Below are 14,361 nucleotides of genomic sequence, written 5' to 3' on the forward strand. Positions count from 1 at the left end.
GCCGCCAGGATCTCGATGGAGCCGGCCCAGGCCGCTTCCGGCCCCTGCGCGCCGGGGCAGATCAGCCCCAGCCCGCGGCCCGCAGCGCCCAGCGCGGCGGGCAGGATGCCGGCCACCGGCCCGATCGCGCCATCCAGCGCCAGCTCGCCCAGCGCGGCGAAGCCCGCCAGCTCCTCGCGCGGCACGATGTCCATTGCCGCCAGCAGCGCCAGGGCGATGGGCAGGTCGAAATGGCTGCCTTCCTTCTGCAGCCCGGCGGGGGCGAGGTTCACCAGCACCCGCTTCGGCGGCAGCGCCAGCCCCAGCCCGGTGAGGGCGGCGCGCACACGCTCCCGGCTCTCGGCCACCGCCTTGTCCGGCAGCCCCACCAGGATGAAGGCCGGCAGGCCGGGGGCGATCTGCACCTGCACCTCCACCGGCAGCGTCTCGATGCCGGAGAAGGCGAAGCTGGCGAGGCGGGCAATGCTCATGGAGCGGGACGATACGGCCCCGCTCCGGGGTGTTCAACCTATTGGTTCTTCAGCGGCCCCAGCCGGTGAGGAAGCGCTCCAGCAGCCCGCCAATCTTCTCGGCATTGTAGCCGCCCTCCTGCACCACCGCCGTGGGCAGGCCGAGGCCGGAGAGCATGGCGCCCGCGCGGGCGAAGCCGTCCGCGCTGACGCGCAGGTAGCTCAGCGGCTCGTGCTCCGAGGCATCGAAGCCGAGCGGCACCACCAGCGCCTCGGCGCCGAACTCCCGCGCCCGCGCGGCGGCGGCGGCGACGGCCTCCAGCCACGCATCGTCGCCGCTGCCCTGGGCGAGGGGCAGGTTCAGGTTGCAGCCGGCGCCCGCGCCGCCACCCGTCTCGCCGGCATAGCCGACATACCAGGGGTAGTAGCCCGCCGGGTCGCCATGGACCGAGACGGTCAGCACGTCGCCGCGTTCCCAGAAGATGCCTTGGGTGCCGTTGCCATGGTGGGCGTCGATGTCGATGACGGCGACGCGCTTCGCCCCCGCCCGGCGCAGATGCTCGGCGGCGAGCGCGCTGTTGTTGACGTAGCAATGGCCGCCGGCGCGGGCGGCATAGGCGTGGTGGCCGGGCGGGCGGCTCAGCGCGTAGGCGGTGCCGCCCTGGGCCGCCACATCGGCCGCCGCCAGGGCGCAGCTCGCCGCGCCGAGGATCGATTCCCAGCTGCCGGGGCCGATCGGGCAGGCGGTGTCGGCCGTGTACCAGCCGGTGCGGCCGACGATCCCGCTGGCCATGGTGGCGCCCTGCGCCAGCATCTCGGGCGCCGGGTGCATGTTGGCCACCACCTCGGGGCCCTTCTCGGGCAGCGCCGCCCAGGCCTCGGCGGCCTCGGCGAGGAAGGCCACGTAGCCTTCGTCATGCACGGCGAGCAGCGCCTCGCGCGGGGCGGTGGGCGCCATCTCCGGCGCCGCGCCCATGGCCTCTAGCGCGGCGAGCAGGGCCTCGGCCCGCCCCGGCACCTCGAAGTTGCGGCGCACCTGGCCGCGCTGGAGGAAGAATTGCGGCGTGTGCCGCGACTGGTCGGGATGGGCAAAGGCTCGCATGAACGGAGGTTATGCCTGCCATGCGCCCTTGTCGATCCGCCCAAGGCAGGGCTAGCGTTCGTTCCAGGGAAGTTTCATCGGGAGAGCCCAAATGGGTCTGTCACGTCGTGGCCTCATGGCCACAGCGATCGTTTCCCCCTGGCTGATGCGCGCCGGGGATGCGCTGGCGCAGGGCATCCAGCCCAAGCGGGGCGGCACGCTGACCACCATCGTCAATCCCGAGCCGCCGGTGCTGCATGTCGGCGTCAACAACCAGGCGCCGACGCTGATCGTCGGCGGCAAGATCTTCCAGGGGCTGCTGCGCTACAGCGCCAAGCTGGAGCCGATGCCGGAGCTGGCGAAAAGCTGGGAGGTGAGCGCCGACGGGCTGGAATACACCTTCCACCTGCAGGAGAACGTGAAGTTCCACGACGGCCAGCCGATGACGGCCGAGGACGTGGTGTTCTCCATCATGAAGTTCCACATGGAGGTCTCGCCCCGCGCCCGCGGCGTCTTCGCGCGCATCAAGGAAGGCGTGGCGGTGGACGCGAACACGGCGAAGTTCGTGCTCTCCGCGCCCTTCGAGCCCTTCCTGCTGATGTTCGACGTGACGGTCTCGGCCATCGTGCCGAAGCACCTGTTCGACGGGCAGGACTACCGGCAGGCGCCGGCGGTGCAGAAGCCCATCGGCACCGGGCCGTTCCGCTTCGTCGAGTGGCAGCGCGGCAACTTCATCAAGCTGGAGCGCTTCGAGGGCTACTGGAAGCCGGGCCAGCCCTATCTCGACTCGATCATCTACCGCGTGGTGCCGGACAGCCAGAGCCGCCGCCTGGCGCTGGAGACGGGCCAGGTGCAGCTCACCCAGTCGAACGACATCGAGCCCTTCGACGTGCCGCAGATGCGCGCGCGCCCCAACCTCGAGGTGCAGACGGCGGGGTGGGAATATTTCGGCCCGCTGATGTGGCTGGAGCTGAACCACCGCGTGAAGCCGCTCGACGACGTCCGGGTGCGCAAGGCGCTGGCCCATGCGGTGAACCGCGACTTCATCGCCCAGCGCCTGTGGTTCGGCATCGGCAAGCCGGCCACCGGCCCGGTCGCCAGCTCCACCCGCTTCTACGACGCCAGCGCGAAGATGCCGGCCTACAATGTCGAGGCAGCGAAGAAGCTGCTGGACGAGGCGGGGCTGAAGCCGAACGGGCAGGGGGTGCGCTTCACCATCCGCCACCTCTCGCTGCCCTATGGCGAGGTGTTCACCCGCCTCGGCGAGTTCCTGCGGCAGTCGCTGCGGCAGGTGGGTGTCGATCTCCAGCTTGAGAGCGTCGATGTCGGCACCTGGGCGCAGCGCACGGCGAACTGGGAGTTCGATACCACCATCAACTATCTCTACCAGTATGGCGACCCGACGCTCGGCGTCGAGCGCAGCTATGTCTCCACCAACATCAAGAAGATCCTGTTCTCCAACGTGGCCGGCTACGCCAACCCGAAGGTGGACGCGCTGTTCACCCAGGCGCGCGACGCCGCCGACCCGAAGGCGCGGCAGGCTGCCTTCAGCGAGGTGCAGAAGCTGCTGGTCGAGGAAGTGCCGCTGGTCTGGCTGATGGAGATGGCCTTCCCCACCATCTACGACAGGAAGCTGAACAACGTCATCACCTCGGGCGCCGGGGTGCATGCCAGCTTCGACGACGTGTTCCTGGCCTGATGGGGGCCTCGAAGCTACCCGGCTACCTGCTGGGCCGCGTGGTGAAGGCGGCGGTCGTGGTGCTCGCGATCGTCGTCTGCAACTTCTTCCTCATCCACGCCGCCCCCGGCGACCCGGCGAGCATCATCGCCGGGCAATCAGGCGCGGCCGACGCGAAATTCCTGGAGCAGCTGCGCGCCCAGTTCGGACTGGACCAGCCGCTGCACGTGCAGCTCTGGCTCTACCTGAAAGGCGTGCTGACGCTCGACCTCGGCTTCAGCCACCGCCAGCAGATGCCCGTCTCCACCCTGCTGTGGGACCGGCTGCCGGCGACGCTGCTGCTCACCGGCGCGGCCTTCCTCTTCGCGGTGGGTCTCGGCGTCACCATGGGGGCGCTGGCGGCGCGGCGCGTCGGCACCTGGGGGGATTCCGTCATCACCGTGCTGGCGCTCGCCTTCTATGCCACGCCGCTGTTCTGGGTGGGGCTGATGCTGGTGCTGCTGTTCAGCGTCACGCTGGAATGGCTGCCCTCCTTCGGCATGGCCTCGGTGGGCGTCGAGATGAACGGGCTGGAGGCGGTGCTGGATGTGGGGCGGCACCTGATCCTGCCCGGGCTGACGCTCGGCCTGTTCTATGTCGCGGTCTATGCGCGGCTGACGCGCGCCACCATGCTGGAGGTGGCCGACCAGGATTTCGTCAAGACGGCGCGCGCCAAGGGCGTGCCGGAGGGGCGCATCCTGCGCCGACACATCCTGCGCAACGCGCTGCTGCCGGTCATCACCTTCGCCGGCATCCAGGCGGGGCAGCTCGTTGGCGGCTCGATCCTGGTGGAGACGGTGTTCGCCTGGCCCGGCATCGGGCGGCTGGCCTTCGAGGCGCTGCTGGCGCGCGACTACCAGGTGCTGATGGGCGTGTTCTTCTGCACCAGCGTCATGGTGGTGCTGTTCAACCTGGTCACCGACCTGCTCTACGCCCTCGTCGATCCGCGCGTGGAGGCCTCGGCATGAAGGACTTCTGGCGCAACTTCGCGCGCAACCGCGGCGCGGTGGTGGGGCTGGTCATCCTGCTCGGCGTGCTGGCGCTGGCGCTGCTGGCGCCGCTGCTCTACCCCGGCAGTCCGTGGGACATGGCGGGGATGCCCTTCGCGCCGCCGGGCGAGATGGGCATGCTGCTCGGCACGGACAGCCTGGGGCGCGACGTCGCCGCCGGCATCGCGCATGGCGCGCGCGTCTCGCTGCTGGTGGGCGCCGTCTCCACCGTGGTGGCGCTGGTCATCGGTGTCTCGCTCGGCGCCTTCGCCGGCTATCTCGGCGGCTGGGCGGATGACGTGGTGATGCGCTTCACCGAGTTCTTCCAGACCATCCCGAGCTTCGTGCTGGCCATCCTGCTGGTGGCGATCTTCACGCCCACCATCGGCAGCATCGTCTTCGCCATCGCGGTGGTGTCCTGGCCGCCGGTGGCGCGGGTGGTGCGGGCGGAGTTCCTGTCGCTGCGCTCGCGCGAATTCGTGCAGGCCTCCGAGGTGCTGGGCAAGTCCCGCCTTGCCATCGTCTTTGGCGACATCCTGCCCAACGCGCTCTCCCCCATCGTCGTGCTCGCCTCGCTGATGGTGGCCTCCGCCATCCTGCTGGAGAGCGCGCTCTCCTTCCTCGGCCTCGGCGACCCGAACATGATGAGCTGGGGCTTCCTCATCGGCTCCGGGCGCAGCGTCATCCGCATCGCCTGGTGGATGAGCGTGTTTCCCGGCATCGCCATCTTCCTCACCGTGCTGTCGCTCAACCTGGTGGGCGAGGGGCTGTCGGACGCGCTGAACCCGCGCCTCGCGCGCAACCGCGGAGGCAAGGCATGACCCGGCTCCTCACTGTCGAGAACCTCACCGTCGCCCTGCCCGCGGGCGCCGACCGGCCGCATGCGGTGGAAGAACTCTCGCTGCATCTCGATGCCGGCGAGATCCTCTGCGTGGTGGGCGAGAGCGGCTCGGGCAAGTCGATCACCGCCAACACGGTGATGGGGCTGCTGCCCAAGGGCCTGCCGGTGACGGCGGGCCGCATCACCTTCGAGGGGGAGGAGATCCTCGGCCTCTCCGCCGAGGCGCTGCGCTCCCGCCGGGGCCGCCGCATGGCCATGGTGTTCCAGGAGCCGATGACGGCGCTGAACCCGCTGATGAAGGTGGGCGACCAGATCGCGGAAGCCCTGCAGGTGCATGGCCAGGGCCACGCGGCGCGCGCCCGCGTGCCGGAGCTGCTGGCCGCCGTGAACCTGCCGGACCCGGCGGCGATCGCGCGCATGCACCCCTTCCGCCTCTCGGGCGGCCAGCGGCAGCGCGTGATGATCGCCATGGCCCTCGCGCTCGAGCCGGCGCTGCTGATCGCCGACGAGCCGACCACCGCGCTCGACGTGACGACGCAGATGCAGATCCTGCGGCTGATCCGCAAGATCCGGTCCCGCAAGGGCATGGGGGTGATGTTCATCACCCATGATTTCGGCGTGGTGGCGGAGATCGCGGACCGCGTCGCGGTGATGCAGCATGGCCGCATCGTCGAGCAGGGTCCGGCCGCCGAGATCCTGAACGCGCCACGGCACCCCTACACCCGCGCCCTCGTTGCCGCCGTGCCGCATGGCGCGGCCGCCGCGCGCGCCGCCATCCGCCCCGCGCCGGTGCTGGAGATGAAGGGGGTGCAGAAGACCTACCAGCGCGGCGGCTGGTTCGGCGCCCGCGCCACGGTGCGCGCCATCCACGATGCCGACTTCACGCTGAACAAGGGCGAGACGCTGGGGCTGGTGGGGGAGAGCGGCTCGGGCAAGTCGACCCTCGCCCGTTGCGTGGTGCGGCTGGTGGAGCCGGAGCAGGGAGAAATCCTGTTCCATGGCACCGACCTGCGGCCGCTCTCGCGCCAGGGCTGGCTGCCCTACCGGCGCCGCATCCAGATGGTGTTCCAGGACCCCTACGCCTCGCTCAACCCGCGCCGCAAGGTGGGGGAGGCGATCATGGAAGGCCCCATCACCCATGGCGTGCCGCGCGCCGAGGCCCTGGCGCGGGCGCGCGAGCTGCTGCGGCTGGTGCGGCTCGACGAATCCGCGCTGGAGCGCTACCCGCACGAGTTCAGCGGCGGGCAGCGGCAGCGCATCGGCCTGGCCCGGGCGCTGGCGATGCAGCCGGAGCTGCTGATCGCCGACGAGCCGGTCTCGGCGCTCGATGTCTCGGTGCAGGCGCAGGTGCTGGAGCTACTCGCGGAAATCCGCCAGCGGCTGGGGCTGACCATGCTGTTCATCACCCACGACCTGCGCGTCGCCGCGCAGATCTGCGATCGCATAGCGGTCATGCGGCGCGGCGCCATCGTCGAGCTGGGCGCGACGGATCAGGTGTTTGGCGCGCCGAAGCACGAATACACCCGGGCCCTGCTGGACAGCATCCCCGGACGGGAGTGGACTCCTCCCGAACTTTCCGAATCCGCCTGAAGGACCGATCATGTCGACACTCGATTCCGGCGTCCGTCGCGCCATCCTCGATGCCGTGCAGGCGCTGGAAGGGGAGGCCGTCGCGGCGCTGGAGCGCCTGGTGCGCTGCCCCTCCACCCTGGGCAACGAGGCCTCCGCGCTCGACGAGATGGCGCGCAACTACCAGTCGCTCGGCCTCGACCCGATCCGCATCCCCACCGTGCCGGAGCAGCTGGCCGCCCACCCCGGCTTCTCGCCGCCGCTCGTCTCCTATGAGGGGCGGGACAATGTAGCCGCCGTTTTCAAGCCCCGCGAGCGGAAGGGCCGCAGCCTGGTGCTGCAGGGCCATGTCGACGTGGTGCCGGAGGGGGCCGCCGAGATCTGGGAGACGCCGCCCTACGAGCCCAGCATCCGGGCGGGGCGCATGTATGGCCGTGGCGCCGGCGACATGAAGGCGGGCGACATCTCCAACGTCATGGCCTTCCGTGCCCTGCAACTCGCGGGGCTGCAGCCTGCCGCCGAGGTGCAGTTCCACTCGGTGATCGAGGAGGAGTGCACCGGCAATGGCGCGCTGGCCTGCATGATGGCGCTGCCGAAATGCGATGCCGTCATCATCCCCGAGCCCGGCCCCGGCGTGGAAGGGCTCTACACCGCCGAGGTCGGCGTCATCTGGGCCTGGGTGACGGTGACGGGCCGGCCCGTGCATGTGCGCGACATGCAGGCAGGCGTGAACGCCATCGAGGCGGCCTATGTCATCTCCCAGCGCTTCAAGGCCTATGAGGCGGAGATGAACCGGGCGGAGAACATCCACTCCTCCTTCTTCGGCGTGAACCACCCGGTCAACGTCAATTTCGGCACGGTGCAGGGCGGCGAGTGGAACAGCTCCGTCCCCACCCGCGCCAAGATCGGCCTGCGCGTCGGCATCATGATGGGCAACACGGCGAAGGCGGTGAAGGCCGATATCGAGCGGCTGGTGGCCGAGGCCGCCGCCGATGAGCGGCTGCGCGGCACCAAGGTGGCGCTGGAATTCGCCGGCTTCATGGCCGACCCCTGCGTGTTCGACAAGGAAGCCACCATCGTGAAGATGGTGCAGCGCCACTTCTCGGAGGCCAATGGCCGCGAGCTGCGCGACTACCCCGCCTCCGGCCTCACCGATGGCCGCTTCTTCGAGCTGTACCAGAAGACGCCGGTGGCCTGCTTCGGGCCGGATGCCGATGCCATCCACGGCATCGACGAGAGCGTCGGGCTGGAGAGCTTCCACGCCACCACGCGCACCATCGCGCTGACCATGGCCGAGTGGTGCGGGGTGGAGAAGGCATGAGCAACCTTCCCGTCAACAATCTTCCCGTCTCCGGCGCCCGCCTCTGGGAGAGCCTGATGGCGATGGCGCGGATCGGCGCCACGGCGAAGGGCGGCTGCAACCGCCAGACCCTGACCGATCTCGACGGCGAGGGCCGCGCCCTGCTGCAACGCTGGGCTGAGGAACTCGGCTGCACCGTGCGCGTGGACCGCGTCGGCAACATGGTGATCCGGCGCGAGGGGCGGGACCCTTCGCGCCCCGCCGTGGCGATGGGCAGCCATCTCGATACCCAGCCGACGGGCGGAAAGTATGACGGCGTGCTGGGCGTCCTCGCGGGGCTCGAGGTGCTGCGCGCGCTGCACGAGGCGGGCATCGAGACGGAGGCGCCCATCGTCCTGGTCAACTGGACGAACGAGGAGGGTGCCCGCTTCGCGCCGCCGATGATGGGCAGCGGCGTCGCCATGGGCCTGTTCGAGGAGGCCGAGGTGCTGGCCAAGACCGACCCGGCCGGCGCCGTGTTCGGCGAGGAACTGCGCCGCATCGGCTGGCAGGGCGAGGCTGACCCGGCCGAGGTTCAGAAGCTCGGCGCCTATTTCGAGGTGCATATCGAGCAGGGGCCGCTGCTGGAGGCGGATGGCATCCCGGTGGGGGTGGTGGACCGCGCGCTGGGCCAGCTCTGGTACGATGTCACCGTCACCGGCGAGGACGCCCATGCCGGCTCCGCCATGGGGCCGCGGCGGGATGCGATGGTGGCCGCCGCCATCCTCGTCCAGGCGGTGGAGGAAATTGCGCGCGAGGCGGGCGGCGACGGGCGCGGCACGGTGGGCCGCCTCACCGTGGTGCCGGACAGCCGCAACGTGGTGCCGAGCCGCGTGTGGTTCAGCGTCGATTTCCGCCATGGCGACCCGAAGGCGCTGGCCCGCATGGGCGAGGCGCTGGAGGCGCGTGCCGAGGCGCTGGCCGCCGCGCGCGGCGTGGAGGTGGAGGTCGCGCCCTTCTGGGAATTCCCGCTGACGCCTTTCGACCCCACCCTGGTCGCCGCGCTGCGCCAGGCCGCCGAGGGCCGCAACCTGCCCTACCGCGTGATGCCGACCGGCATCGGGCATGACGCCGTCTATCTCGCCCGGCGCGTGCCGACGGCGATGATCTTCGTCCCCTGCGAGGGGGGCATCAGCCACAACGAGGCCGAGGCCATCACGCCCGAATGGGCGGAGGCCGGGCTGGTCGTGCTCGCCGACGCGGTGCTGGCCACCGCCGGGCGGGCGACAGGGGAGTGAAGTCCATGCGCATCGCCATCGGCGGTTTCCTGCACGAGAGCCATTCCTTCGCGCCACGCTCGACGGAGTGGGAGGATTTCGTCCATCCCGGCGGCTTCCCGGCCTTCCAGCGCGGTGCCACGCTGCTCGACACGCTGCGGCCGAGCGCGGTGCCGGCGGCCGGCGCCATCGCGGTGGGCGAGAAGCGGGGCGACACGCTGGTGCCGCTCGCCTGGGCCTTCGCCAACCCGGCCGGGCCGGTGCGCGCGGCGGCCTTCGAGCGCATCGCCGCCTGCATCGTGGCCGACCTCACTGCGGCGCTGATGGAGGCACCGCTGGACGGCGTCTATCTCGACCTGCACGGCGCCATGGTGGCCGAGGACTACCCCGATGCCGAGGGCGAGCTGCTGCGCCGCGTGCGCGCCGTGGTGGGCGCCGAGGTGCCCATCGCCGCCAGCCTCGACCCCCACTGCAACCTGACCGAGCAGATGGTGCGGCTGGCCGATGTGCTGGTGCCCTTCCGCACCTATCCGCATGTGGACATGAAGCCCGCCGGCGCCCGCGCCATGGAGCTGCTCGGCGCCCGCATCGCGCGCGGCGCGCCCTATGCCCGCGCCTTCCGCCAGCTCGACTACTGGATCTCGCTCACCGCGCAATGCACGCTGGTGGAGCCGATGAAGGGGATCATGGACCTCCGCGCCAGCCTCGCCGAGCGGCCGGGCGTGGTGGAGCTCGGCTTCTGCTTCGGCTTCCCCTATGCCGACTTCGCCGATTGCGGCGTGGCGCTGGCCTGCTACGCAGAGGACCAGAACGCCGCCGATGCGGCCGCCGACGCGCTGCTGGCCGAGCTGGCGGCGCGCGAGCCGCGCTTCGCCGGCGGCGTGGCGCCGGCGGCGGAGGGCGTGGCCGAGGCCATCGCCATCGCCGCGCGCAACCCCGGCAAGCCGGTGGTGCTGGCCGACACGCAGGACAACCCCGGCGGCGGCGGCCATGGCGACACCATCGGCCTGCTGGCCGAGCTGGTGCGGCAGGGGGCGGATGCCGTGCTGGGCCTGATCAACGACGCCGAGAGCGCGGCCGCCTGCCACGCGGCGGGCGAGGGCGCCGAGGTGACGCTGAAGCTCGGCGGCAAGTCGGATGGCGCGCCGCTGGAGGTGACGGGGCGGGTGCTGCGGCTCTCGGACGGGTGCTTCACCTGCACCGGCCCGATGACCGGCGGCAACACCGCCGATCTCGGCCCTTCGGCGCTGCTCGGCATCGGCGGCGTGAAGGTGGTCGTGGTCAGCCGCAAGATGCAGGCGCATGACCAGGCGCTGTTCCGGCACCTGGGCGTGGAGCCGGCGGCGGAGAAGATCGTGGCGGTGAAGAGCAGCGTGCATTTCCGCGCCGACTTCCAGCCGCTGGCGGAGCAGGTGATCGTCGTGGCGGCGCCCGGCCCCGTGGTGGCCGACCCGTCCTCGCTGCCCTTCCAGAATCTCCGCGAAGGGCTGCGCACCCGGCCGCACGGCGCCAACGCCTGAGAGGAGAGGGGTCGTCGTGGGGGGGAGCGCGCTCCCCCCACGGGCCTCAGATCATGTTCGCCGCGCGGAAATCCATGGATTCCACGGGGTAGGCCTGCCACGCGATCGTGGCCTTCTTGCCGTAGAACATGGTCAGGTCGTGCAGGGCGGTGCCCGGCGGATCCACCTCGTCGTAGATCTCCAGCATCCGGCGGAAGGCGCGGCGGCGCTCCGCGGTGTCGAGCGAGCTTTGCAGCACCGGGCAGAGCGCGTTGAACTCCTCGTTCGTCCAGGCCTTGATGACGCGCTGCACGTTGCTGCCGGGGCCGTAGCGGCGCACCATCGCGCCGACCGGGTCCTGCCAGAAGATCGTGTCCGAGGCGTCGCAGATGCCGAGGCCGGGCTGGTAGACCTGCGACCAGTTCTCCTTCACCTCGATCTCGACATTCAGCCCGACGGCGCCCCACATCTCCTTCAGGATCTGGGCTGTCTGGACCTGCAACGTGTAGTAGTTGTTCAGCACGCGGTAGGCGATGCGCCGGCCGCCATAGCCCGCCTCCTTCAGCAGGGCGCGGGCCCTGTCGGGCTGGAAGCCGGGGCCTTCGTAGTCGGCCAGGTAAAGATCGCCATAGCTCCTGTCCTGGTGGCCATTTGGCACCCAGGTGCGGCCGCCATAAAGGCTGTCCACGATGGCCTGCCGGTCGATCGCCATGGAGAGGGCGCGGCGGACCCGCGCATCGGCCAGGGCAGGCTCGAACTTGTTGTAGACGATGGCGCGCACGTTCTGGATGGCACCGCCCGCCACGGCGCGCCCGGCCATGGACTGGATGGTGGGGATCTGGTCGGGCGAGACCTCGGTGATGAAATCCGCCTCGCCGGTGGCCAGCTGGTTCAGGCGGCTGGCCAGCTCCGGCACGACGCGGAACTCCAGCTCGTCCACCACCGGCCGGCCGCCCCAATAGGCGCCATGCGCGGTGAAGACGAAGCGCCGGTCATAGGAGAACTCCTTCACCTTGAACGGGCCGGTGCCGACCGGCGCCTGCTCCCAGGCGGAGAAGCTGGGTGCCGCGAGGAAGGCGCGCTTGCTGATGACCTGGCTGCCCCAGCCCGCCAGGCGCCGCTCCAGCAGCGGGTCCGGCCCGGTGGTGGTGACGCGCACCGCCATCGGGCCGATGGCTTCCACGCCGGCGATGGTCGGCAGGAACGGGCGTGTCTGCAGATAGCCCGGCGCCTTGGGGTCGGACATGCGCTCGGGGCCGAAGGTGAAGGCGACATCCTCCGCCGTCATCGGGCTGCCGTCATGGAACAGCACGCCCTCGCGCAGCGTGAACGCCATCTCGGTGGCCGAGAGGCGCTCCCAGCGCGTGGCCAGGCCCGGCACCAGCTTCGCGCCATCGCGGTAGTCGATGCCGATCAGCGTATCGTAGAGATTGTAGCCCATGCGGAAGGAGACGTTGCCGTAATCGCGGCTGGGCTCCAGCGTCGCCGTGCCGGGCGAGTTGGGCATGGCGATGACGATGCGGCGGGGCGTGGCGGCGCGCAGCGGCCGGGCGGCGAGCAGGGTGCCCGCGCCCGTCAGCACGCCGCGCCGGGTGAGGAGGAGAGACATGGGGCCTGTGTCCTTGCCGTTGCAGGCCCGCCGCGGCCCCGCATGGCCAGGGCATGCGCTGTGGCCCCGGCCGGCCCTTTTGCCCCGCAGATACCCTCGCCGCGTGACGCCGGTGTGACCGCTTGCCCGCCCGAATGATGACGTTGGCGGTGCCCGCTCAGCCCTGCGCCCGCTCAGCCCTGCGCCAGGAAGGCGCGCACCGCCTCGGCCTTCGGCATCGGCGCCACCGCGCCATACCCCGTGGTGGCCAGCGCGGCGGCGGCGTTGGCGTAGCGCGCCGCTTCCTCCAGCGTGTCCCCCGCTACGAAGCGTGCCAGGAAATTGCCGGCGAAGGTGTCGCCCGCGCCGGTGGCGTCCACCGCCTTGACCTTGCGGCCGGGCAGGGTGGTGCGCCCCTCGCGCGTGGCCACCATCACGCCATCCTTGCCGAGCTTCAGGATCACGCGCGGCGCCATCTCCAGGTAGAAATCGGCGATGGCGTCCGGCTGCTCCAGCCCGGTCAGCGCGGTGGCGTCGTCGTAGCTGGGCAGGGCGATATCGGCCATGCGCAGCGCCGCGTGGATGGTGGCCCGCGCCCGCGGCAGCGGCCAGAGGGCGCGGCGCAGGTTGGTGTCGTAGGATACGGTGACGCCGGCCGCGCGCGCGATCTCCATGGCGCGGAAGCAGGCATCCGCCGCGCTGGCCGAGATGGCCTGGCTGATGCCCGAGACGTGCAGCACCCTGGCCGCGCGGATGGCGTCCTCCGGCATGTCGTCCGGCGCCATGCGGCTGGCGGCGCTGCCGGCGCGGTAGAAGGTGAAGGCGTGCCCCTCCGGCCCGTGAGTGACGAAGTAGATGCCGGTGGGCGCGTCCTTGCGGCGGATCACCGTGCTGGAATCCACCCCCTCGCGCGCCCAGAGCGCCATGAAGCTGTCGCCCGGCACGTCCTGGCCGAGGGCGGTGATGTAGCCCGCCCTGGCCCCCGCGCGCGCGGCGGCGACGGCGGCGTTGGAGGTGTCCCCGCCATGGCCTTCGAGGTAGAGGGCGCGCCCCGTCTCATCGGGCGGGAGCTGGTTGAACTCCAGCATCGGCTCGCCCAGGCAGAGGATCTCCGCCGCGCTCATGCCTGCATGATTCCGAGCGCCTCGCGCGCCGCGGCCTGCACCGCCTCGCGGTTGCCGGCGGCGATCGCCTTCTCGTCCACCAGCTTGCCACCGATGCCGACGAAGGCGGCGCCGGCCGCGATATACTCGCCCGCGTTGCGCGCATCGACGCCGCCCGTGGGGCAGAAATCGACGCCGGGGAACACCGAGCGCAGCGCCTTGACGTGCGCCGGGCCGCCGACCGAGCTGGCCGGGAAGATCTTGACCACGTCGGCCCCGGCGGCGCGGGCGGCACGCACCTCGGTCGGCGTCAGCGCGCCCATCATCAGGCAGGCGCCGGCCTCGCGGGCGGGAGCGGCGAGGGAGGGATCGACCCAGGGCGAGACCAGGAAGCGCGCGCCGGCCTGGATGCAGGCCTCGGCCCGGGCGGCATCCGGCACCGTGCCGGCGCCGACCAGCAGGCCCGGCTCGGCCGCCAACTCGCGGATGACGGAGAGCGCGTCCGGAATGGTCAGGGTGATCTCGAAGATGGTGATGCCGGCATCGCGCAGCCATTGCGCGGCGGTGGCAGCATGGGCGGCGGTGCTGGTGCGCACCACGGGCACGATGCGGGCGGCGCGAAAGGTGTCGATCAACGGATGCGGGGCCACGGGGACTGTCCTTCACGGCGTGCAGGGCGTGCGTCGCGCCTAGGGGCGCGGGGGCCGCAGGCTAGCCGCGCGGGGCGGGGCCGTGAAGCGGGTGGCGGCATTTTGCCGGCCGTGACCGGAAGGCGGGAAGCCAGGCGGCTTCAGGCCATCGAGGCGAGCTTGCCGGCGGTCTTTTCCAGCGTGCGCGCGGCGGCGTGGGCGTGCTGCACCTTCTCGGCGGTGCGGCCGAGCGTCTCCTGGTAGCTGTGCACCTGGGTGGCGAGGCCACCGGTCGCGTCGCGCAACGCGGCGAGGTTCTGGCGGAACTCGGCGACGGCGT

The 14,361-nt window shown here is 71.2% G+C and carries 12 protein-coding genes; 7 read left to right on the top strand and 5 right to left on the bottom strand.

Features of this window, described 5'->3' with window-relative positions; all coding sequences use genetic code 11:
• Nucleotides 1–470: magnesium chelatase domain-containing protein (locus ACZJYS_RS16735; RefSeq protein ID WP_493179658.1), on the bottom strand; the 470-nt coding region annotated here is incomplete at its 3' end.
• Nucleotides 471–519: 49 nt separating this feature from the next.
• Nucleotides 520–1,551: a histone deacetylase family protein gene (locus ACZJYS_RS16740; RefSeq protein ID WP_109515350.1), complete on the bottom strand. Its 1,032-nt coding sequence runs from the start codon at nt 1,549–1,551 to the stop codon at nt 520–522.
• 91 nt (nt 1,552–1,642) lie between these two features.
• On the opposite strand from ACZJYS_RS16740, the gene ACZJYS_RS16745 reads away from it, so the two are divergent.
• Genes ACZJYS_RS16745 through ACZJYS_RS16775 form a run of 7 tightly spaced genes read left to right on the top strand, consistent with a single transcriptional unit; the run spans nt 1,643 to nt 10,722 of the window.
• Nucleotides 1,643–3,229 carry an ABC transporter substrate-binding protein gene (locus tag ACZJYS_RS16745; protein WP_493179659.1) on the top strand — a complete coding sequence of 529 codons (1,587 nt, stop codon included), beginning with the start codon at nt 1,643–1,645 and terminating at the stop codon, nt 3,227–3,229.
• The gene (locus ACZJYS_RS16750; RefSeq protein WP_493179660.1) at nt 3,229–4,215 is read left to right on the top strand and encodes an ABC transporter permease; all 987 of its coding nucleotides are present in this window, start codon (nt 3,229–3,231) and stop codon (nt 4,213–4,215) included. Before ACZJYS_RS16745 ends, ACZJYS_RS16750 begins: the two co-directional genes overlap by 1 nt.
• Entirely contained in the window at nt 4,212–5,057 is an 846-nt protein-coding gene (locus tag ACZJYS_RS16755) for an ABC transporter permease (protein ID WP_493179661.1), read from the top strand. Before ACZJYS_RS16750 ends, ACZJYS_RS16755 begins: the two co-directional genes overlap by 4 nt.
• Nucleotides 5,054–6,667: an ABC transporter ATP-binding protein gene (locus ACZJYS_RS16760; RefSeq protein WP_493179662.1), complete on the top strand. Its 1,614-nt coding sequence runs from the start codon at nt 5,054–5,056 to the stop codon at nt 6,665–6,667. Before ACZJYS_RS16755 ends, ACZJYS_RS16760 begins: the two co-directional genes overlap by 4 nt.
• A gap of 10 nt (nt 6,668–6,677) precedes the next feature.
• Nucleotides 6,678–7,967: an ArgE/DapE family deacylase gene (locus ACZJYS_RS16765; RefSeq protein WP_493179663.1), complete on the top strand. Its 1,290-nt coding sequence runs from the start codon at nt 6,678–6,680 to the stop codon at nt 7,965–7,967.
• A complete protein-coding gene (locus ACZJYS_RS16770) occupies nt 7,964–9,223 on the top strand; it encodes a Zn-dependent hydrolase (protein WP_493179664.1) in 1,260 nt (419 codons plus the stop codon). Before ACZJYS_RS16765 ends, ACZJYS_RS16770 begins: the two co-directional genes overlap by 4 nt.
• A 5-nt stretch (nt 9,224–9,228) precedes the next feature.
• On the top strand, nt 9,229–10,722 hold the full coding sequence (locus ACZJYS_RS16775; RefSeq protein WP_493179665.1) for a M81 family metallopeptidase: 1,494 nt from the start codon (nt 9,229–9,231) through the stop codon (nt 10,720–10,722).
• Between the two features lie 46 nt (nt 10,723–10,768).
• On the opposite strand, the gene ACZJYS_RS16780 is transcribed toward ACZJYS_RS16775, so the two are convergent.
• The 3 genes from ACZJYS_RS16780 to ACZJYS_RS16790 form a co-directional block, all read right to left on the bottom strand.
• Nucleotides 10,769–12,310 (bottom strand): ABC transporter substrate-binding protein, encoded by a 1,542-nt coding sequence (locus ACZJYS_RS16780; RefSeq protein WP_493179666.1) that lies wholly within the window; start codon nt 12,308–12,310, stop codon nt 10,769–10,771.
• Nucleotides 12,311–12,483: 173 nt separating this feature from the next.
• Nucleotides 12,484–13,413 carry a sugar kinase gene (locus ACZJYS_RS16785; protein WP_493179667.1) on the bottom strand — a complete coding sequence of 310 codons (930 nt, stop codon included), beginning with the start codon at nt 13,411–13,413 and terminating at the stop codon, nt 12,484–12,486.
• Nucleotides 13,410–14,042 (bottom strand): bifunctional 4-hydroxy-2-oxoglutarate aldolase/2-dehydro-3-deoxy-phosphogluconate aldolase, encoded by a 633-nt coding sequence (locus ACZJYS_RS16790; RefSeq protein ID WP_379648288.1) that lies wholly within the window; start codon nt 14,040–14,042, stop codon nt 13,410–13,412. Before ACZJYS_RS16790 ends, ACZJYS_RS16785 begins: the two co-directional genes overlap by 4 nt.
• Nucleotides 14,043–14,361 lie beyond the last annotated feature (319 nt).

The organism is Roseomonas sp. TS2, from assembly GCF_058833935.1.

Bases quoted from the DNA above. Each gene is read 5' to 3' on its own strand.
- ACZJYS_RS16740 (WP_109515350.1), bottom strand. From the start codon at position 1,551: ATGCGAGCCTTTGCCCATCCCGACCAGTCGCGGCACACGCCGCAATTC.
- ACZJYS_RS16745 (WP_493179659.1), top strand. From the start codon at position 1,643: ATGGGTCTGTCACGTCGTGGCCTCATGGCCACAGCGATCGTTTCCCCC.
- ACZJYS_RS16750 (WP_493179660.1), top strand. From the start codon at position 3,229: ATGGGGGCCTCGAAGCTACCCGGCTACCTGCTGGGCCGCGTGGTGAAG.
- ACZJYS_RS16755 (WP_493179661.1), top strand. From the start codon at position 4,212: ATGAAGGACTTCTGGCGCAACTTCGCGCGCAACCGCGGCGCGGTGGTG.
- ACZJYS_RS16760 (WP_493179662.1), top strand. From the start codon at position 5,054: ATGACCCGGCTCCTCACTGTCGAGAACCTCACCGTCGCCCTGCCCGCG.
- ACZJYS_RS16765 (WP_493179663.1), top strand. From the start codon at position 6,678: ATGTCGACACTCGATTCCGGCGTCCGTCGCGCCATCCTCGATGCCGTG.
- ACZJYS_RS16770 (WP_493179664.1), top strand. From the start codon at position 7,964: ATGAGCAACCTTCCCGTCAACAATCTTCCCGTCTCCGGCGCCCGCCTC.
- ACZJYS_RS16775 (WP_493179665.1), top strand. From the start codon at position 9,229: ATGCGCATCGCCATCGGCGGTTTCCTGCACGAGAGCCATTCCTTCGCG.
- ACZJYS_RS16780 (WP_493179666.1), bottom strand. From the start codon at position 12,310: ATGTCTCTCCTCCTCACCCGGCGCGGCGTGCTGACGGGCGCGGGCACC.
- ACZJYS_RS16785 (WP_493179667.1), bottom strand. From the start codon at position 13,413: ATGAGCGCGGCGGAGATCCTCTGCCTGGGCGAGCCGATGCTGGAGTTC.